At 46.4% G+C, this 21456-nt stretch carries 18 protein-coding genes; 3 read left to right on the top strand and 15 right to left on the bottom strand.

Annotated elements, in window-relative coordinates; translation table 11 throughout:
- Positions 1-81 precede the first annotated feature (81 nt).
- Together NOM90_RS01020 and NOM90_RS01015 are read left to right on the top strand one after the other, a co-directional pair.
- Positions 82-513, top strand: a complete 432-nt coding sequence (locus NOM90_RS01020) for a hypothetical protein (protein WP_255939324.1) — start codon at positions 82-84, stop codon at positions 511-513.
- Positions 510-2969: a molybdopterin-dependent oxidoreductase gene (locus NOM90_RS01015; RefSeq protein WP_255939323.1), complete on the top strand. Its 2460-nt coding sequence runs from the start codon at positions 510-512 to the stop codon at positions 2967-2969. The genes NOM90_RS01020 and NOM90_RS01015 overlap by 4 nt, the downstream gene beginning before the upstream one ends.
- 86 nt (positions 2970-3055) lie before the next feature.
- Here the strand turns inward: NOM90_RS01015 and NOM90_RS01010 are convergent, their stop codons facing one another.
- From NOM90_RS01010 to NOM90_RS00960, 11 genes are all read right to left on the bottom strand, one after another.
- The gene (locus NOM90_RS01010) at positions 3056-5860 is read right to left on the bottom strand and encodes a glycoside hydrolase family 2 TIM barrel-domain containing protein (RefSeq protein WP_255939322.1); all 2805 of its coding nucleotides are present in this window, start codon (positions 5858-5860) and stop codon (positions 3056-3058) included.
- Between the two features lie 150 nt (positions 5861-6010).
- Positions 6011-7306 (bottom strand): arsenic transporter, encoded by a 1296-nt coding sequence (locus NOM90_RS01005; protein ID WP_255939321.1) that lies wholly within the window; start codon positions 7304-7306, stop codon positions 6011-6013.
- Between the two features lie 169 nt (positions 7307-7475).
- On the bottom strand, positions 7476-8705 hold the full coding sequence (locus tag NOM90_RS01000) for an MFS transporter (protein ID WP_255939320.1): 1230 nt from the start codon (positions 8703-8705) through the stop codon (positions 7476-7478).
- Positions 8706-8741: 36 nt separating this feature from the next.
- Entirely contained in the window at positions 8742-9749 is a 1008-nt protein-coding gene (locus NOM90_RS00995; protein ID WP_255939319.1) for an ROK family transcriptional regulator, read from the bottom strand.
- 107 nt (positions 9750-9856) lie between these two features.
- Positions 9857-10336, bottom strand: coding sequence for a GNAT family N-acetyltransferase (locus tag NOM90_RS00990; RefSeq protein WP_255939318.1), 480 nt, complete (start codon positions 10334-10336; stop codon positions 9857-9859).
- Positions 10337-10381: 45 nt separating this feature from the next.
- Positions 10382-10759 carry an NUDIX hydrolase gene (locus NOM90_RS00985; protein WP_255939317.1) on the bottom strand — a complete coding sequence of 126 codons (378 nt, stop codon included), beginning with the start codon at positions 10757-10759 and terminating at the stop codon, positions 10382-10384.
- A gap of 38 nt (positions 10760-10797) precedes the next feature.
- Positions 10798-11271: a DMT family transporter gene (locus NOM90_RS00980; RefSeq protein ID WP_255939316.1), complete on the bottom strand. Its 474-nt coding sequence runs from the start codon at positions 11269-11271 to the stop codon at positions 10798-10800.
- Between the two features lie 14 nt (positions 11272-11285).
- On the bottom strand, positions 11286-11987 hold the full coding sequence (locus NOM90_RS00975) for a Crp/Fnr family transcriptional regulator (protein ID WP_255939315.1): 702 nt from the start codon (positions 11985-11987) through the stop codon (positions 11286-11288).
- Between the two features lie 18 nt (positions 11988-12005).
- Complete coding sequence (locus NOM90_RS00970) at positions 12006-12434, bottom strand: DMT family transporter (RefSeq protein ID WP_255939314.1); 429 nt, start codon at positions 12432-12434, stop codon at positions 12006-12008.
- Positions 12435-12577: 143 nt separating this feature from the next.
- Positions 12578-13552 (bottom strand): alpha/beta hydrolase, encoded by a 975-nt coding sequence (locus NOM90_RS00965; protein WP_255939313.1) that lies wholly within the window; start codon positions 13550-13552, stop codon positions 12578-12580.
- Between the two features lie 57 nt (positions 13553-13609).
- The gene (locus NOM90_RS00960; RefSeq protein ID WP_255939312.1) at positions 13610-14074 is read right to left on the bottom strand and encodes a DinB family protein; all 465 of its coding nucleotides are present in this window, start codon (positions 14072-14074) and stop codon (positions 13610-13612) included.
- Between the two features lie 171 nt (positions 14075-14245).
- Between NOM90_RS00960 and NOM90_RS00955 the strand changes: the two genes are divergently transcribed.
- Positions 14246-15427 (top strand): cytochrome P450 family protein, encoded by a 1182-nt coding sequence (locus NOM90_RS00955; RefSeq protein ID WP_255940501.1) that lies wholly within the window; start codon positions 14246-14248, stop codon positions 15425-15427.
- 68 nt (positions 15428-15495) lie between these two features.
- On the opposite strand, the gene NOM90_RS00950 is transcribed toward NOM90_RS00955, so the two are convergent.
- The 4 genes from NOM90_RS00950 to NOM90_RS00935 all read right to left on the bottom strand — a co-directional run bounded on the left by NOM90_RS00950 (position 15496) and on the right by NOM90_RS00935 (position 21427).
- On the bottom strand, positions 15496-18057 hold the full coding sequence (locus NOM90_RS00950) for a diguanylate cyclase domain-containing protein (protein ID WP_255939311.1): 2562 nt from the start codon (positions 18055-18057) through the stop codon (positions 15496-15498).
- A 42-nt stretch (positions 18058-18099) separates the two neighbouring features.
- Positions 18100-18702 carry a biliverdin-producing heme oxygenase gene (locus NOM90_RS00945; protein WP_255939310.1) on the bottom strand — a complete coding sequence of 201 codons (603 nt, stop codon included), beginning with the start codon at positions 18700-18702 and terminating at the stop codon, positions 18100-18102.
- A gap of 200 nt (positions 18703-18902) precedes the next feature.
- Positions 18903-19472 (bottom strand): GNAT family N-acetyltransferase, encoded by a 570-nt coding sequence (locus NOM90_RS00940; protein ID WP_255939309.1) that lies wholly within the window; start codon positions 19470-19472, stop codon positions 18903-18905.
- A 1487-nt stretch (positions 19473-20959) separates the two neighbouring features.
- Positions 20960-21427, bottom strand: coding sequence for a chemotaxis protein CheW (locus NOM90_RS00935; protein WP_255939308.1), 468 nt, complete (start codon positions 21425-21427; stop codon positions 20960-20962).
- Positions 21428-21456: the final 29 nt, after the last annotated feature.

Below are 21456 nucleotides of genomic sequence, written 5' to 3'. Positions count from 1 at the left end.
TCCGGGTATGTAATCTTGAGCATACATAATTGTGCGCACAAAAACTTTCAAAATAAGAAGCGACTGAATAGGAGGCATAAAATGAGTAAACTCTATACCCTTTTTGGCTCCGTACTTGAAGAAGTTGAACAGGTATTAAAAGAAACCGTCGATATGAGCCATCCTCTCGTCATTTTGTTTCGCACGGCATTGGAAGATGAGCAAAAAGCGCTGCGTAATCTTCTGCCAATGTTACAGAAAACCGATGTTCGTTTGGAAGATTTCAGAACGGATTGTTCGATCGTGTATCTCAACGATGAAATCGTCGAATCTACGTTTCGCGCATGGAGACGTGCTGTAGATTGGATAGATCACGAAGACTCTAAAGAAGCAGCTAAATTAGAAAACCGTTTCCCTAAAATCAAACAAATATTGACCGAAGCCGCAACCGAAATCGAAAATACGTATGGCGACGATACAAGCAAATATGTAATTCCTGTACTTTATCGTCCACAAACAGGAGGCGTGCGATGAGCTGGCAAAAAGAACGCATCGATATGAACGTATATAGTCAAGGCGAAGTGGACCGTTGGGTATATAGCACTTGCAATCTATGTTCGGTTGGCTGCGGTTGCGAGATTGCGGTCAAAGACGAAAAAATCGTCGGGATTCGCGGGAACGCGAACCACTCGATCAACCGCGGACGACTTGGACCGAAAGGCGAACATCAATGGCAAGCCAATTCCAGCCCTGATCGTCTACTCTCTCCGCTGATCCGCAATGAAGCCGGTCAATTGGTTCCCGCATCTTGGGACGAAGCGATGAATCTGATCGTATCTAAGATGAAACAGACTTTAGCGGACAAAGGACCTAACGGCATCGCGATCTATTCGACGGGTCAAGCTTTTTTGGAAGACTATTATACAATCGCCAAAATCGGACGCGCCGGTCTAGGCACACATCTTTTGGATGCCAATACACGGCTTTGCACCGCAACGACAGAATTTTGTTTGCTGCAATCGTTCGGGGCGGACGGTGCTCCTGCTTCTTACGAAGATATTGACCAGACAGAGACTCTGACGTTGTTCGGCCATAACGTGGCGGAGACCGGAACTGTGCTGCATGAACGGATCATGGATCGTAAAGCCCGTACAGGCAAACCTTATATCATTGCTGTCGATCCCCGCCGAACGCTTACCGTGCGTGGTGCGGATCTGCATTTGCAGCTGCGCCCCGGAACCAACGTTCCGCTACTGAATGGGCTACTTCGTATGATGCTAGAAAATGGCGCAGCCGACGAAGAATTTATCGCGCAATATACCGTTGGATACGAAGATATGTATGAAGCGTTGCAACCGTGGACACCGGAGTATACGTCAGAGATCACAGGAATACCGGTCGATACGTTGCTTGAAGCCGGGCGCATCTTATCCGAGACGCCATCCCTTGTCACGACGACGCTTCAAGGCGCTTTTCAAAGCGCGGATGCGACCACTGCTTGCGTGGCGATCAACAATATGCACTTGGTACGCGGCTTGATCGGCAAACCGGGCAGCGGGCCTTTGCATATGGCAGGGCAACCTAGTTCTTCGTCGAATCGGACCGTTGGCGGCGTCGGAACGTATCCGGCGAACCGCAATCCGATGAATCCTCAGCATTTGCAAGAAATGGCGGAGCTATGGAACGTAGACGAAAGCAAATTACCTGCTGGCCCGGAAAAAGGCATCGAAGAACAATTAGAAATGATCGAGCAAGATCAGATCGATGTTTTTTGGAATATTGGGACGAATCCGCTTGTTTCGTTGCCGAATCGAAAACGAGCACGTGCGGCATTGGGCAAAGTATTTTTGATTATGCAAGATCACTTTTTGACCGAAACTTCAAAAGTTGCCGATGTTATTTTGCCGGCGGCGATGTGGGGCGAAAAAGAAGGTACGATGGAGAACGCGGATCGCCGGATTAACCTGCTTCGCAAAGCGGTGAATCCACCCGAAGGAGTTCGAAGCGATCTGGATATTTTGCTCGACTTTTCCAAACGTATGGATTTCCGTGACAAAGACGGTCAACCGTTAATTCAGTACACCACTCCTGAAGCAGCCTTCGAAGAATGGAAAAAAGTATCACGGGGACGTCCAAGCGATATGACCGGTATGACCTACGCCAAGCTCGAAGCGCAAAACGGCATACGCTGGCCGGCTACAGCAGACAATCCCGAAGGTACCGTTCGTTTGTACGAAGATTTCAAATTTGCGACGGATACGGATTATGCACAAAGTTATACTAAAAATCAGTTCACCGGACGAGCTTTGACCCGAGCTGAATATGAACAAAAACAAGCCAACGGACGGGCGATTTTTCATGCGACGCGCTACAATCCACCTTCCGAACAACCGAATGCCGATTTCCCGATGTGGCTAACAACCGGACGTCTAGTATGGCATTGGCATACGCGCACCAAAACCGGACGTTCGCCGTATCTTCAAGCTGCTGCGCCGCACGGCTATGTTGAAGTGAACGAAAAAGACGCGCAGAAACTAGGTATTATCGAAGGCGAAGTGATTCGGATCGTTTCTCCACGCGGACAGATCGAAGTCCCGGCTAAAATTGGCGATGCGGTGCAGCCGGGTCTAGTATTCGTTCCGTTCCATTTCGGGAGTTGGGAAAGTAATCAAGCGGCAAACGATCTGACCGCCGACTTTGTCGATCCGTTATCGAAGCAGCCGACATTCAAGCAATCGGCTTGTCGAATCGAGAAATTACGTCAGCAACATCTGGTCGCAGACGGTGAAACCCTCGACTATATTGCGGAGCAATACCAGATGAGTACCGAAGATTTGCTTCGGGTTAACGCTATGACGACACCTTACGATATCCAGGTTGGCAGAGAACTGGAGGTTCCAATCTCGATGATCAATGTACCGATTCAACCTTATTCGCCTCAACGAACCGATTTTAAAAAGACACGGGTTCAGGAACAAGATCAAACCTAATTAAAGCTGTATCAAAAAGCCCCCGATATCCGCCATATACGGACAACGAGGGCTTTTGATATTGAGCTCTGATCGATTATTACCTTTTAATTCATCAAGGCTTTCACTTGCTGCAATTCAATCTTTACAGTCGGCTGGAAACTCTCGGAACGGACATAATTGAATACACTACTCAAAAACTGTCGACCATCAGGAGATTGCTTCGCGGCATCGGCATCGACGTTGCAGATGAGCAAGCGACCGCCTCCCGTCTGACACTCCAGCAGCAATCCAAGCTTATGATTTCGTTCGAAATTGTCGATCGTCTGGACAATCGGCTCCCATTCTGCAGGCATATCGTCCATAATGACAGAGCGCGAATTCATCACAATGTTCCACCATGCGTAGGTAGAATGGGTCTGACTTGGGAATTCTTGAAGCGCTGGATGTTCTTTTGAGATCAACAGACCATGCGTACCGACTGGAATTTTACGCTCCATACTTTCCGAGATCGAACGGAACATGGGGAAACACCAGAAGTCAGCCGCGTACGTTCCTTCGATCGAATGCTGAAGCTTGGACAGATTCGGCATCAGCACTACTTTTTCGCCTTCTGCCAATCTTTTTTCCGCTTCTTCCGTTAAGCTGTCGAACAGATACATTCCATCGAAATCTGCTTTTTGCTGAGCCGGATAGATCCACAACGTATAATTTTTGTAGACATCTGTACCCTTAAGGTTTAACGTCAACTGAATTTGCTGCATCTGGTCTACATCTGGCAATGTGCATTCAATCTGTCCAAGTTGGAACAAATCGCCCGTTTGAGTGATATCAGCTTGAACGGTGCCTTCACCGATCGCGCTACTATTATGATGCAGAGACCAATTCACTTCTACACTGCCCGGTGCTTGCCCACGATACCAGCTGAGTTCGACGTCTGAACGGAATGTATCGCCGCCCGTCCAGTTATACGTCGCAAAACGCGCTAACAATACCGCATTATCACAGAACGAGCGCCAATCTTCCTCGCTGATCAACCCTTTGGAATCCATAAAAGCATCTAGCGCACCGACCAAAGCTGTTCCTTGCCCGCTGAAATCTTGCAGATCAAGCAGTTGGAATCCTGCCAATTTACGTGAACGAAGCGCCGCTTCCAATTCTTCTTTATAACATTCCATCGCAAGCTTACCGGAATTTTCGAAGTAAGCATCCGCTAGATGAAGCAATCCTTTTTCTTGCAAACGTTCGCGGAAAATCTTGAAATTTTCGGCTTGCAGTGAACCGGTATACTTTTCGATCTCGTCAAAATTCGGGAATGTCGCGTATTGACCGATCTCATGCGAGATAACCGGAAGCGGCGATACCCATTCTCCGCCATCGCCTTCCGCTTCAACCGTCTTCATTTCCGTGCCGTATTGAATCTGAATTTGCTTTTTCCCGCTGTCTTCGATATCGGTCGATGCCACTTTCGGCGGATCAATGTCTTGATCATAATCTCTCAATGTACTTGGCACGCCGACTTGAACATGACCTTGCGGCGCATCGCACATCGCATACGAACCTCGGAACAACCGCTCGCGCGTAAAACGAACTCCGCAAAAGAAATCGTCATGTTCCAAAAGCTCCGGTACCCATTGATGGTTATTCGACCCTTGCGTATATAGCGGGCGTTCGTCGAATTCTTTGTATCCTTTTAAAATCGAATCGATCTTCGTCCGGCTGCCCCATAATTCGTTCCCCAGCGAGAACATAACAAACGACGGATGATTACCGAAAGTTTCTAAAATTCGATATCCTTCTTGAATCAAATAGTCTTGTTCGGCTTGGTTGTGATTGTCTTCGCCCGGCTCCGTCACCGTTCCCCAGAACGGCAATTCCGGCTCCATATAGATGCCCAGCAGATCCGCAGCGACGAACGCGGCTTCCGGCGGGCATGCGGTATGGAACCGATAATGGTTCATACCGTAGGATTTGGAAATATTCAAAATCCGTACCCATTCTTCCACGTCCGTTGGCGCATATCCGGTCAACGGGAAGATCAGCCCGTCGTGCTTACCGCGTAAAAAGGTTCGTGTTCCATTGATTTCGAATTTATCGCCGGCTGATTTGAACTCGCGCAACCCAAGCACATTTTCTGTCGTATCAACCACAGCTCCGTTAGCCTCTAACAGCTCTAATTTCAGACGGTATAATTCGGGCGTCCATTCGCTCCAAAGACGTGCTTCTTGTCCCAAGTCATAAATAACTTCGACCTCAGATCCATTCAGATCAAATTCTGCTGAACTCGGCGTATGCACGTTTTCACCGTTAAAGCTTTCTGCCGAGACGCGAAGTTTTGCTGCCGGTTTCCCTGCAACCTTCGCTGTAATTCGAACTTTTTTCTCTGCACCATTCGGATAGGTACGAAGTGTCTCCAGACGCGATTCTCCGTAAAATTGTAGTTCGATCGCACCTGTGATGCCATTCCAATTCGTTTGCGTATCCGGGGAAGTCATATGACCGCCTTTGGTCGGATAGCCGATATTGTCTACTCGAATCGTGAGCGTATTCGAACCTGCGGCAAGCTTGCCTGTCAGATCGTAAATATGCGGTGCATTCAGGCTATTGCAACTTCCGATCTTTTCGCCGTTCACCCATACCGTCGTGATCCGTGTCCGTTCCAGATGCAAAAATATCGTCTGAGTTGCCGAATGTTCGGAAAGCTCAACTTCTTTTTGAAACCAGACGGAGCCTTCGAATTTGTATGTATCGGTTAAAGATCCGGTTAACTTTTCGTCATTTCGTTTTCCTTTTCGTGCGTGTGAAGTCGTACCTGGCAGTTCCATCTCATCTTCAAACGATTGTGGGAATCCTTGTTGCTGTTCGTCCAAAGTCATTTGCCAACTACCAGATAGATTTATTTTGTTTAACATCATCATTCACTCCTAATTGAATACGTTTTCGGTCCACTCTATCTTTTACTATAACGTTTTCGTAAATGTAGAGCAAACGCTTTATTTACATAAAAAAAGTCCCGGAGAAGATTTCTCCGAGACTTTTGGAACTTTTTAGCTAAAATGTTTTTAAAGCCAAGACAACCATAAATACAATCCGAGCAAAGTAATAAACAACGTCGGAATCGTTAAAATCACGCCGATACGGAAATATTGCCCCCAAGTGATTTTGATCCCTTTATTACCGAGTACATGTAGCCATAGTAGCGTCGCAAGCGATCCGATCGGCGTAAGCTTAGGACCCAGATCCGCACCAATAATATTCGCATATACCAGCGCTTCTTGAATATGCCCCGCTGTATTTGCAGTGTCTATGGCGAGCGCGCCGATCAGCACGCTTGGCAAGTTATTCATGATGGAAGACATTACAGCGCTAAGGAAACCCATGCCCATCGTCGCTGCGAACAATCCGTGATCCGAAAATGCGCGAATACCTTGAGCCAGCAAATCTGTAAATCCTACATTACGCAGCCCATAGACGACGACATACATACCGACAGAGAAAAAGACGATCGACCACGGTGATTCTTTGACCACTGCTTTGACCGAGATTGAAGAACTGCGGCTTGCAAGAATCAAAAACAAGATCGCGATAATGCCGGCTGTAAGCGACAAGGGAACCCCAAGTAACTCTCCAGCAAAATAACCGATCAACAGCAATACGACGACAACCCACGAGACCTTGAACAATTTACGATCATGGATCGCTGTTGAAGGATCTTGCAATTGAGATTTATCGAAGGTCTTAGGAATACTTTTACGGAAAAAGAAATATAGAACGGCAAGACTTCCTACCAATGCAAAAAGATTCGGCACAATCATCCGACCTGCATACTGCATAAATCCGATATGGAAATAATCCGCAGACACGATATTGACCAGGTTGCTGATTAATAGCGGTAGCGAAGTCGTATCGGCAATAAAGCCGCCCGCAATAATAAACGGAAATACTTGCCGTTCATCCAGCTTGAGCGCACGTACCATTGCGAGTACGATCGGGGTCAAAATGAGCGCCGCCCCATCATTCGCGAACAATGCCGCGACAACCGCTCCGAGCAAAATTAAATAGACAAACATGCGTATGCCGCTTCCATTCGATAAACGAGACACATGCAGCGCCGCCCATTCAAACAATCCGACACGGTCCAGCACCAATGAAATCAAAATGATCGCGACAAAAGCCAGTGTAGCGTTCCAGACCACATCCGTTACATCCCGAACGTCTTGCAGATCGACAACTCCAGTAAGCAAAGCCAGCACCGCTCCGCCACATGCCGACCATCCGATCGGAAGACCGTAAGGACGCCGAATAACAAAAAATAAAGTAACCACAAAGATGAAAATTGCCCATAATGCAGCGTACACCGATTAACCTCCAATTGATCGAGCAAACCTGAGCCAAAATTTTCATTTTGGACGCTTGCCCTGCACGTTTCTTCCGAATAGCCGTCTATATATTATCTGCTTCGCTACAAGGAATCAAGCGGCTTGTTCCGGGTATCGGATAGTCTGGATGAACCCTGCTAATCTGGACTCAATTGGATACTGCATTTCGTTTAATAGCTCGGTTGACTTGCTCTGAACTCAGCAACATCAAGACGACCAATAATAACGTAATGAATGGGAACAAGCCGATTCCCCATTGGGAAGCGAATACGCCGAATAGCGGAGGTAACAGCGTCGTTCCCGTGTACGCGATCGCCATCTGATATCCTATCAATTTGGCAGAATTGGCACGTCCAAATCGAGTTGGCGTCTCATGAATAAGACCCGGATAGACGGGAGCAAAGCCTAGACCGATCAGAACGAATCCGATCAAGACTACAACGTTGGGTAAAGGCAACATCAGCAAAATCGCACCCAATACCGAGATCGTCTGTCCCACCAAAATGAGAACGCGATTGCTTACTTTTAACGTAATGAAGCCGGTAATCAATCGTCCAATCGTGATTCCGCCGTAATACAGCGAGATCCAGCCTGCCGCTGTGTCCGCCGACATTCCGCGTGCACCTGCAAGGAAACTCGCTCCCCACAGCCCAACCGTCGTTTCTACACCGCAATAAAACAAAAAGGCGAGCAGCGTCATTTTGACACCGGGCAAACGAAGCGGTTGCTTAGACGGTGCATGATCATTCGGCTTCGTAGCGACCGAAGCCGAATCGTGCGTTGCAGCTTGGTCTGCAATTTCAGCATTCGAGAGATCGCCGCGTTGCTGCGCAACCTTTTTCCATAACGGCAATGTGACGAGCAGCACAATCACGAGACTAAACTGAATAATCGCAACTGCCATATAGCCGGATTCCCATGAATTTCGCTCTTTGATAAAATACGACATGAGCAAGGGCCCTCCGGTTGCGCCAAGCCCCCAGAAACAATGTAACCAGCTCATATGATGCGCTTTGTAATGCGTTGCGACGTAATGATTCAGCGCCGCATCGACCGCTCCGGCACCTAGACCGAGTGGAATCGCTAACAGTGCCAGCCACATTAGCGAAGGCGCCAAAGAAAATCCAAGCAGCGCTACCGCTGTCATCAGACAGCTGATCAACGTCAGCAAGCCGGTGCCCATTTTTTCGATCAATTTGCCGCTAGCGAGACTGGATACAATCGTACCGCCAGCTACAATCATCGCGAGCATCCCTGCCGATTCGAGCGGAGCGCCAAGTGACGGTTGCATGACCGGCCAAGCCGCTCCAAGTAGAGAGTCGGGCAAGCCCAGACTGATAAAAGCTAAATAAATGACGATCAAAAACCACGTTGCCATCTTGATCTTCCTTCCTTCGTTCCATAGTAGATTCTGTTATTCAAAAATTCGAGGTTCGATTGCCTGTAAAGCTAAATCATGTAAACCTGTTGCAAAATGTTCCGAAAAACGTTCCGATTTATGAATGTTTGGCTCAGCCGGTAACGGATAACGTTGCAGGAAAGATTGCCAATTATTCATCAATGACTCTTGCTCAGTGACTTCATCGTAAAGCACGATACGTTCTGGCGCGAGAATAACCGACGCCGTATGTATAATGCGGCAAAGAACTTCTTGCCACTCTTCGCCTATCGGCGGCTGAGTCCAGTCGATGTCTAATGGCAAATATTTCACTTCACCCGCCATACCGCGTTTTCCGCCAATCAAGGTTCCATTGATCGAGATTGCCATACCGGGTGGATACTTTTTGGGAAAATATAGACCCAGTACGATTTCATTCGATATACGTTCAGGCTTATTTTCTTGTAAAAGATAACCGTGTAGTGCTGCATTCACATCATTTTCGATCAGAACTTGAAGCCCAAAACGTTCTTGAATCCAAGTTGCTGGCGACGTGCCGCGCAGCTCATTGTGACTGCTGACGACGATCTCGCCATCGACGACTTGCCCCGGAATGCCCAGACCCACGATATGAATTTGCGGATAAACAGAAATCCATTGATCGATCCAATTCAGTAGCGACGTCTGATTCCATGTATCAAAAGGTCGTTCTTCTTGCTTTAAGACTTCGCCCCGAAGATTAACGACTGCTGCAAATAGGGTATCGATCCCATTTTGCTCGTGCAGATGAATCGACAACGCCAGTCGGTATTCGTAATTAAATCGGTAGATAGTCGCTGGACGTCCGCCTGTCGAGACCCCCAGTTGTTCTTCGCGGATTTCTCCTTCTTGCTCAAGTTCTCGAACAAGGGCGGCGATTGTGACGACGCTTAGCCCTGTTTCTGCTGCCAATTGTGGTTTGGTTGTGGTTTCTAATCGCTTAAGCGCTTGGCGCACCGTATTCATGTTGATTTGTTTCATCAATGTGGTATCGGCTTTTTTCATGTAACCTCCGTCCTTTTCGACACTTTATAAAGATCCTTTATTTATATAGCGTACTCTTTGATCGATTGTCAATGTAAAAAGCCGATTCGTAAAGAATCGGCTCTAAATTAATTTGCTGTCAGCGAACGGATATACCAAGCATCGCAAGCAAAATGTTCGGATCCGGCAAGCGGCTCAGTCAATTCTCGGAATCCGTTTTTACGATAAAAACGATTAGCGGCTTCCATCGTTTGCAGGGTTTCCAGATAACATTCTTTATAGTGACGCGAAGCGAATTCCAGTGCGATTTGTAATAACTTGTTCGCGGCTCCGGTTCCGCGTGCTTCTGCGACCAGGTACATTTTTTGCAGCTCACAAATTTCTGTTGAATGATTGAAAGGCGCGATCCCGCAACCGCCTAACAGTTTTCCATTTTCGATCACGACCCAGTACTTCAGACCTTTACCTTGATAAAATTCGGATAAAGCAGATAAGCTATCGTCTTGCCAAGCTAATCCTTCACGATTGCCGCCGAACTCAATCAGGCATTCCCGAATAACGGTCTCAAGCCTTGCATTGTCTTCGCTACGAAGTTCTCTAATTTCCAAATCTTTACCCTCCTGCCGCTAGCGCTTGCTGTTGATCTCTCAAGTTTACGAATAGATTTGATCAAAAACAAGCTGACTGACTGCCGATATTCGATCTCGATCTTTTTCGTCTAACCACGCAATTTCATCGATTTCCGCTGCCGGCGCTAATTCTCCGGTGTAATCTCCGGTATAGCAAGTCATTCGTACGGTTTCACCGCTTGCTTTTCCGTCTGCTTGCGCTTCAAATGTTCCGAAAAACTGTACGCTTTCTTTGTCAATCTGTACCGTTAATTCTTCTTCGATCTCCCGTACCAACGTTTCGATATCGCTTTCTCCAACTTCTCTTTTACCGCCGGGGAAATAATACGTTTCTTTCCCTTTCGATCTTGCGCCAAGAACTTTTCCATCTTTTATTGAAATCCATGCTATTTTATCGATCATGATCATTACCTCCTGATTTGGATACCTATCTAGCTTATTTATTGATTTGCAGCTACCGTCTTGGCTTTCGCACCCTTTTTCCCGCCAAATTTGAAAATAAAGATACCTGCTACGATCACGGTAACGCCGAGCAGTTGTTTCCAATCGAACGCGACTTTTTCTAAACCAAGCCAACCCATCGTATCGAATAATAGAGCAAATCCGAGTTGAGCCGTCAGCGTAATCGATACCGAGAATGTGGGTCCCAAAATTTTGATCCCCAATACTAAACAAATCACCACGCCAACGCCGATCAAGCCGCTGAACCAATACCAAGGCTGCATCTGTTGTAAATTGAATGTGCGACTGCCTTCGAAAATCAAGCTGCATGCAAGCGAAGCGACAAACCCCATAAACAAAACCCAAGTCGTCGTCGCCCAAGAACCCATATGTACATCGGTTCGATTGTTAAAAATCGTCTGCAACGCGACCATAACGCCTGCAAATACGGCAAGTAATAATCCTAAAGCCATGTTCGTCTCTCCTTCTATCGTTCGTATACATTTTTGCCTGCTAGTTGAGCAAGCTTTGTTCGATCTCGTACATATACATATCCGCCGCTTCGCTCAATCAAGCCTTTTTCGGCAAGTTTGCGAATTACCCGGTTCAAATGTCGATAACTACTTCCTATCAGATTCGCGGTATCGGTCAACTCTGACGTGGCAAGGCGTCCTTGAAAAGTACGATCGCTCTCGTCATAACAGACGGACAACAAGTAACTCGCCAACCGCACTTCGACCGGAACCATCAGATTAAAGCTTAAAAAGTCCGATTTGATATAAAACTTTTTTGTGATAATATCCAGCATGAATCGCAGTAACGGCGCATGATCATCTCCATAACGATGGAGCATTTTCGCGGGGATTGCGATCACTGTAGATGGCGATACCGCTTCGACTGTATTGATAATCGGTAGATCGCGAATGTATTCGATATCTCCGATTACTTCTGGTGGAGGCTTGAATGAAATGACTAGCGTCCGTCCTTCCGGCGAGGTGGTATAGATTTTAATTTTTCCTTTGACCAACACATAGATCGTATCCGCTTGTTCGCCTTGATTGCATAACTTTTCGCCGGGTTGTACGAGATACAAAGTTAAAAAAGGACGTAGCGGTTCATGAAAAACGTCTTGCAACTGGTGTTCCCGTAGATAATGATTCAGTAAAGCGGAATCTTTGATTTCTTTCATCGTAAAAGACTCCTTCTTTTATAATTTCATAATAAGCACGCCGCCGATCATCAATGCTAATCCTATAAACTGTGCTGCGCCCATTTTACTTTTGGACGTACCAAACCAACCAAATCGATCAATCAAAAAAGTGACCAGAAGCTGTGCAATAAGCAAAGCCGAGATGGTGAACGTAACCCCGATGGTCTGAATCGCTGTTACTTCGCTGAAAATAATGACCGAACCGAATGCCCCGCCCGCCAAATACAGCGGTTTGACTTTACGGAATCCGCCCAAGTCCCCATCTCGCACTAACAAGTAGATCAACAACGCCATAATAAATCCGGTAAGCTGAGTAATGGTCGCGGCTTGCCAAGTTCCAATATCGTGACTGATCCGCGAATTCGCTACACCTTGCAACGTAATACAAGCTCCGCCCAAAAAAGCAAAAAGTATTCCTCTAAACACGTCGTATGCCTCCGTTTCCTTTGAATGCCTTTCTCATTATACGGATAGACCTGTAGGAATAGGGAAGGACATATGTCCCAAATTTAAAAATTTGCATAAAAAAACGCTTTTCCCCGTCTTAATGACGAAGAAAAGCGACTATTTTATTGAGCATCAGCTAAAGGCAAATCCGTCAATCGATCGGCTAAAAACTCTTTGACTTTATCGGTATACATGACTTTGTTGATCAAGAAAGAATCGCCATGCCCCGCGCCGTCTACAATCAACAGATCTTTTTCCGCCGGGCAAGCTTCGTACAATTCATGCACCATCGAAGTCGGTACGAACGTATCGTTCGATCCGTGAATAAATAACATCGGTGTCCGGCTGCGACGGACTTGATTAAGTGCCGACGCTTCGCTAAATGAATATCCTGCACGAATCTTCGTCATCACATCCGTCGCCGGAATCATCGGAAACGCAGGTAATTTATACATCCGTTTCATCTGATACTCCAGCTCCGCCTGAACCGATGTATATCCGCAGTCTTCAACGATGGCTCTGACGTTAGGAGGCAAGTCTTCGCCGCTTGTCATCGTGACCGTCGCGCCGCCCATCGAAATACCATGCAAAACGATTTGCGCTTGCGGTCCGTCTTGCTTAATCACTTGCCGAATCCAGCCCAAGTAATCAATCCGCTCATGCCAGCCATAGCCGATATACGTACCTTCACTGCGTCCATGACCCCGGGCATCCGGCACCAAAATATTCATGTTCAAATCTTCATGATAAAATTTCGCGACCCCGCTCATGATCGAAGCGTCGCCAGAATATCCGTGTGCCAAAATCGCCGTTTGATGCGTTGAAGCTTTTGCCGGTAAATAATAACCATGTAACATCAGCTCGTCTGTAGCATTCAATTGTCGATGTTCAAACGTTTGCGAGTTCCACCAATCGCGGCTAGACGTTGTCTCGGTCTGCACATCCGGATGAGGTTGCAGCCCCGGATCACCGTCGAGAAACTTTTTCGGTGCGCGTGCGACTGCCAATTTATAAAAGTAGAAGCTCCCACCAATAACCGCAGCAGCCGGAATCGCCGCAACGCCGAGAGCTGTCCACAACGCTGTAGACTTTTTCACAGAAAATCTCTCCTTCTCGTTTGGATGAAATTTAAAGATAGGCAGCTCTTAATGGTGTTAATTACGAACCGTACGTGCTAGTGCGTTGATAAATCCGCCGTGGTGCTGCATATGCCCAGCATTCAACCATAGCAGATCGCCGAGCGTCTCCGCTTTTGCGAAATTTTCTTTGTTTGCCAAACCTTCATCAAATTTACCTTCGTATTCTTCGCGGAAACGTTGCGGAAGACTTTGCAAGTTCGCGACCAGCTCGTCCCAAGCAGGCGGCTCTCCTTGCCAATCAGCAGGCTTGGTTCCCGGTCCGAAGAAAGTCGTATACGTATCCGGGTAAACCGGTTGACGACCGGATAAACCATTTACAACTCGGTCAGCTACGGTCAAAATATGACCCAATTGCCAATGCAAGTTGTTGGAGTACCCTGCCGGCATCTGTGTGCGAGCTTCTTCCGATACGCCTTCCAAATACTTCAGAGCTTGTGCTCCCGCACGATCTGTCATTTTAAAAACAAAAGCTTCTGTCATGTTATTGCCCTCCATATTTCAATTCGTATCCTTTTCACATATCTCTATTATATCGTGTTCTTCTTTGCATATCCAACGCCACTCTAACGCTAAAATTGCAAAACCCTTCTTGTATCCGCTACACTTAACTTTATGGAAGGGAGCACCAATTCCCAAATCCAAAAAGGAGTGATTCGCTTGAACGCTTCCAATTCATTATTTTCGAAATCATTTACACAAGACCCGTATCCGGTGTATGCACAGATGCGAGAAGAAGAACCCATTGCTAAGCTTATGTTTCCTGACGGGCAGTTTGGTTGGATGATTACCAAGTACGAAGATGCCGCCGAAGTACTTAAAGATAATCGTTTTATCAAAGATATGACGAAAGTATTCGGCAGCGGTTCTCAAAGTATATTTACGAGCAATATGCTATTTTCCGATCCACCCGATCATCGACGTTTGCGCGGACTGGTTCAGCAAGGCTTCACGCCCAAGCTTGTTGAAAGTATGCGTGGTCATATTCAGCAAATTGCCGATCAGTTGCTCGATAACGCAGAAGGAAAAGATCGCATGGCGTTGATCGACGACTTTGCCTTCCCGCTTCCGATTATCGTGATTAGTGAAATTCTAGGGGTACCGATCGAAGATCAAGATAAATTTCGGGTGTGGTCAAATTCGATCATCGGAGCTTCCAATTCGGAAGAAAGCGCCACCGTCTATCAACATATGCAAGAATTCACCGCTTACCTCGGACAATGGTTTGAAAAAGTCCGCCAGCAGCCCGGTGATGATCTGATTAGCCAGTTGATCACTGCCGAAGAAGCTGGAGAAAAGTTATCGGAACAAGAAATCTATGGGGTAGTCGCGCTTTTGATTATTGCAGGGCACGAAACGACCGTCAATCTGATTGGAAACGGCATGATTTCGCTGCTTCAACATCCTGATCAGTTGGCAAAATTGCAAGAAAACCCTGAGTTAATCAAAGGGGCTATCGAAGAAATGCTACGTTATAATGGCCCGGTCGAATTCAGTACATCCAGATGGGCAAGCGAAGACTTGGACTTCAAAGGTCATGCGATGAAAAAAGGCGATTTGGTTGTTGTCGCACTGGATTCCGCGAATCGAGACGGTCAGCAATTTGTAAATCCCGATCAATTCGATATTACACGTGAACGTAGTCGCCATCTGGCTTTCGGTCACGGCATCCATATGTGCCTCGGTGCTCCGCTCGCAAGACTCGAAGGCGAAATTGCGATCAATACGTTATTGCGCCGTTTCCCTAATATTCGGCTTCGCGAAGATGCCGGAAAATTGGAATGGCGTCCGGGTATGATCGTACGCGGCGTCAAAGAAATTCCTTTATCTCTATAATTGCTTATAAAAAAGCCGTTCCCGAAATTCGGGAACGGCTTTTTCGCATTTTACTTTGTACTTTTGTTCTATTCTTCCATAAAGACCACGCGATTTTTGCCTTCTCTTTTGGCTTTCATCAGCGCGCGATCTGCTTGTGAAATAAAATGGGTAAAGCGATAATCGCGATTCGGACGCATAATGACGCCTCCGATACTGACCGTCACATAATCTTCAGATCCTCGTCCTTCGTCTCGGTTCATTTGCAGACCTTCCACGGCTTCACGCAATTGTTCGGCAAGCTCCGGTGCACGGTCCGCATGTTCTCCGTCCAGACGAAGCATAAATGTGCCGCCACCTGTCCGTGATACACTCGCTTCATGCTGACCTCCGAATACGTCCAAGACTTGCGCTACGCTTTGGATACATAGATCGCCACCTTGCAAGCCATGTACAGCGTTGTAAGCCCGGAAATCATCAATATCGATCTCCAATAGCGCGATTAACGATCGAGCATTTGACGAAGCCGCTGCAATCCAGTCGCTTTCCAGACGTTCTTCAAAAGCACGTCGGTTCGGCAAATCTGTCAGCGGGTCTGTCGTCATATAGCTGCTCAACTGATCGGTAATACTCGTGTATTCGGTCAGTTGCTCTACGGTCTCTGCCGCTTTTCGAGCAATCAACATAATCGAAGGTCTGCCGCTATGGGACACCGCTGCCAAAGTAATATCGAGTTGAAGGGTCTCGCATTGTACATTGACAAAAGCTTGAGTCCCCGAAACGAGTGCCGAAGCATCACGTTCCAATTGATCCAATAAGCGGCGCATCGGTTCTCTGGATTCAGGCAATACGAACGGCAGGAAATCTTTGCCGATCAATTCTTGTTTATCAGGTTCGCCTAACAAATGGGAAGCTTGCTCATTGCAATAAACGATATGCTGATCGGTAATCGTGAAAAAGGCTACCGGAGAAAATTCCATCAGTTGCAAATAACGTTGCTCATTTTGACGGAGCATCCGAGAATTTTGCAAAGCTTGTTCTTCCGCGCGTTGTAAATCGCTTTTCGTCTGATTATCGACAACAGCTCGCAATTCGCTCAGTGCGTTCAATTGTTCGGTTTTCCAATCGAAAGCGGTAGACTGTACGACTTGACGCCATTTCTCGAACGACTTGCGCGGCGATAATCGCATACCGTCGTCGTCGCGAATCACGGCTTTTGCAGGGTCTCCTGCCCAATCCACAATCTGAAGCACTTCTGGACGGAACCAGATGATATAGTTTTGTTGACCCGGAGATAATGCCACATATAAAGCTCCCGAAGCTTTTTCTTTATAAGCAGTAGCCGGAGAAAACTCCAAACTTAATCGTGACGTATGATGCGAATAATTTTTCGCTTTCCCCGCCATCCAGCCGGAAAGTTCACGCACTTGCGCCGGAGCCGGCGTATCTCCAAACAGCAATAATTTATCATTGTAGCTAATTGCTGCTCCCGAAGCATCCATCATTCGAAGCAGACGGCTTTCCGATGCGTATAATTCTTCCACGATATGAAACGGGCTGGAGTTGCCCAAGAAAATTTTCGCAATCTTGGAAGCTTCGGTACGAAGCTGGAGTTCCGCTTGATACTCGTCGAGCTGCTGACGCTGATACAATTCGTTGGAGAAAAAGGCACCCAGGAAATTGCACAGATTGCGAATCCGGTGGGTGACATACTTGGGCGAATAATGATGACAAGTAATCATGCCCCACAGTTGTCCGTCGTGAATAAGCGAGATCGTGACGGTCGCTCCAACACCCATATTGTTCAAATATTCGATGTGCATCGGCGACACGCTGCGAAGCACCGACAAACTTAAGTTAAGCGGGCGTCCTGTCAGCGGCTGCACGGTAGGTACGATTTCTACTGGCTCGTAATTGACATTTACGATCGTACGCAGCCAATTACGCAGATATAGTTCACGAGCCTGCTTCGGAATATCCGAAGCCGGATAATGGTGACCCAGGAATGGCTCTAACGCAGATTCTTTAGCTTCCGCGATAACTTTACCATTCCATTGCTTATCAAATTCATAGATCATCACTCGGTCATAACCCAGAATTTCTTTGACTTGTTCAGCTGCCGCTTGACTTGCTGTGTAACGGTTAGAGCTTTGCTTGAGCTTCACGAAAAAAGTACGAATCCAGCGGAAATCATCTTCACCTTCATCATTTTCGTCTTGCTCAAGTTCCAATTCCAAAATGAGCAACCCTTCGCTTTCATGAGCGACCGCCGTAAATCGAACCGGCAATCCATCGACTTCAATCTGCAATTTCAAATATTGAAGGTCTGAAGACGCGACTGCGTTCAGATCGCGCTGAATCAACTCTTGCATGATGTCTTGTCCAATCAGGTTGGACAATGGAGTTCCAAGCAGTTGCTCAGGCGCACGTCCAAGAAGGCTACCGGAATTACGACTACATTGAACAATTTTGCCATTCGCTGTGCGTCTTGCTGCAAGCAAAACACCATTGGGTTGAATCATGCCTGGAATATGGATCGGTTCTTTGTCGCAGTTGGTTAAATCGATCGGTTCGTCGGTAACGAAGCCGTCGCCGGTAATCAACGAGCGATTTAACGAATCGTTTTCGGAGCTCGCATTGAAGTTAGACATGATAGGGCGTTTGCCTCCTGTACGTTCTAGAGTTGGGTTTGATTATGCCTGGCTTGTGTTTCGATTAAACCAAAGTTCCAGCAAACGAAATGTATCGATTGCAGATCGCGTAATTTCATCACACTGTGATTCGTTCGTCCCTGCTGCAAGCAGTAATTCGCGGAATTCTCCCCAGCGAGCGCGGCTATGTTCACCATAAGCATTGAAATACGAAAGCCCGGAATCCGGTGTGATCGCAAGTGTACCCAATAATTTTCTTGTAATAAATTGTCCACCCATCGTAGACCCTTCAATCACGTAAAAAGTGCCTAATAGCTGCTCAGCCGTAGATACGTCCGGCAATTCTTCACTTAATGGAATGTCGGCAATTTCTTGACTACTCATGCCAAGCTCCATCAAATCTTTTTCAAGCATTGGCGTTTTGCGACGTGCGCTCAGATCGTAACCGGACGACTCTAATCCTGGAGAAGCTTCAGCTTGACGTTCTAGCGGGGCGATAAATCCATAAAACAGCGCTAAATACTGCTTATATTCATGCAAATCGATTGTTCCGCTCATAATCGCCGAAGCGTACGGATTCGCTTCAACTCGATCGTGATACGGAGCACTTTCATTTTTCAGGCGTTCTAAAATACTTGCCGTCATCTTATTTTCTCTCCTTGCTGCCGCGCCGAAAAATGAAGCGACAGCTGCTAGACTGTCGCTTCTTGCACGATCTTAAGTGATTATGAACAATTTTATTTGTTACAAGTTTCTCTATGTTAACAATACCTGATTCTTCTTATAAAAAAAAGAGCGAACCTCCGCGAGTTTTCCCGCTTTGGTCCGCTGCATTTATACAAAAATCAATATTGATGCCATACATCTTGATACGAAGCATGTCTTTTAAACTGTGCACGTACGTAAGAACAAGCCGGGAAAATCTGTTTTTCTTGTACTCTTGCTTCCCCCACCAATCGATCCAGCAGCAGTTTGGCTACACTTGCACCTCGATATTTCGGGTCTACATACGTATGATTAGCAATCCATACATCCGGTTCTGCACCATTGGCATACGTAATTTCACCAATCACTTCTGTGCCTCGAACTAACTTAAAGCCCGAATCTTCGCGAACAAACTCGGCTCCCGCAACAATTGAAGCAGCCGGCTCACGATCTTTTCCCGCATCTTTGTATTGAGCGATTCCTTGCTTGATCGTGTTGACTTCTGATTTCAAATCACCGACTCCCAATTTCAAATACGACAACGAGGCTTTAAATGTGGCAGGCTTGTCTTTCATCTGTTCTTGCACTTGCCCCATGCTCGTTTTCAGCGTATCCATTTCTGTTTTCAGACCATCCATCGATGCTTTGATTCCGTCCAGCGCTTGCTTTGTATCGTTCATGCTATTTTTGATCGTTTTCAACATTCCCATATTGCACGCCTCCTTATATTGCTTCTTTACTGTCTATTACCCAACTCCCTGCATTTATATGTAAAAGTGAATGGTATTTTTTAAGTTAGATTATCGAGGTCGCTAGGTAATAAAATCGCGAAAAAACGTAAAATAAAGCGTTATCATGCGTACGAGGAAGTACGAAAGAGCTGAATGACGCAGATGTGCTTTTACAAACTTCGAGATGTTTTTACAGACGTTTTACTTTTCTTTACACGGGGTTAATATATGAGCAACACCAACAATACTTCAACAGTCTTCACCACGAAGTCATTGCAGGTGCCAATCCAAGACTTTTCCATCATCCATTAAAAGGAGGGACAAGTCCAATGGACTAGGGTAAGCGAAGCATATCTTATACTCTTACATTGAAAGAAAGGCGCTCGTGAAAACGTCTTTCGAGAGAAGAGATATGTGGGGAACTCAGAGTACTCACCGTAGACCATTGTAAAGGACGGGAATTGAATGCCAATCGAAAAGAAGTTCAATCTTTAATTTCGAAGGGAGCAGGATTCCAATGAAACAGGTTAGCGAAGCGTATCAATGACCGATTTTCACGCATGAAAAACGTCGGTGAAAACGTTTTTCGTGAGATCGAGGATACGTGGGAACTTACCAAAGCTAGTCGGCTTAGAACATTGTACATTTGAGGCAACTTGTCGATCGACGGAAAATACCAAAGTAGCGTTAATCGCTCTAAAGGAGAAGATTCCGATGAAACAGGTTAGCGAAGCATACTGAGTGGTTTTACGATCAGAAGGCGTTCGTGACAGCACCTTTCTGTAAAATCAGGTATGTGGGAAACTCAGAGCCACAAGTCGTCATAAGCAAAAAATTGAACAAGGTAAAGGTGAATCTGTTTTGAAAAAGACCATTGTAGAAGGAAATCGCGATCTCAAGCAAGGAAAGACACCTTGCAAAAAAGGAGCATGATTCCAATGCAATAGGTTAGGCAGGCAGACCGTTGCTTTCGCATACTGAATGATTTTGTTCAGCAGACGTCTCATGCGAGTATTCAGGTTGTCAAACCAACATGAACTATTGTTCAGTGGAAACGGCCGTTTCGCGCAAGATTAAGCCTTGCATAGAAAGGAGCAGGATTCCGATGCAATAGCGCAAGCGAAGCATACTAGCCCGATTTACACAAAGGAAAAGTGTCCGTGAAAACACTTTTCGTGAAATCGATGTATGCGGGAACTCATAACCACATCATACGACATGGTGATCGTCGCGAAGTTGCGACGAGCTCCGAAAGTACCGGAGTACGGATGTAAGAAAAAGAATAATCAAAAAACTAAGAACAAACCGCTAAACGGTTGACGAAAGCTGTGAAGCATACGACAATCGGCAAGACTGGATACAAAAGCTAGTGGCTTACCATGTCAAGCATGTGGATTGGATCATCAGGAGGAACGAACAAAATTGAATACTGACCGTAACGAATAGCCCCCCACAGTCTTGTTAATTCAAGGATGTGGGGGTATTTGTGTATTCAGCCCTTCTTCTTCTAACATTTCTTCGACATCAAACAACATCACGATTCGATCTGACGTTTTGTACATACCCGTAAAGAATGAGCCTTTGCGTTTGCCTCGACTTTTTCCATCGCTGATCTGAGGAGCTTCTGCCCCTACTTTCAACACTTCGGTTACTTCTTCGACAATCAGACCTACATGTAATCGACCGATCTGAACCAGTAAAAGTCGTTGTTTGGGATCAGGCTCTGCCTCCTCAAAACCAAAAGCAAAACGCACATCGAAGATCGGAATGATTTGTTCACGGACTTTCATCATGCCCCGAATTGCCGAATAGTAATCGGACATCGGAACATCTTCCGGAACACTCAAAATTTGTAGTACATATTGAATCGGCAATCCGTATTCTTCGCCTTCAATCTTAAAAACAACATACTGCTCTACATGGTCTTGGAACATAAGCTTAACCCTTCCTTTCTACCGCTGAG

The organism is Saccharibacillus sp. JS10 (assembly GCF_024436065.1).
In the GTDB taxonomy this organism is placed as follows: Bacteria; Bacillota; Bacilli; order Paenibacillales; family Paenibacillaceae; genus Saccharibacillus.
The sequence above is the reverse complement of the archived record's forward strand: the minus strand, read 5'-3'. Positions and strand labels throughout refer to the sequence as shown.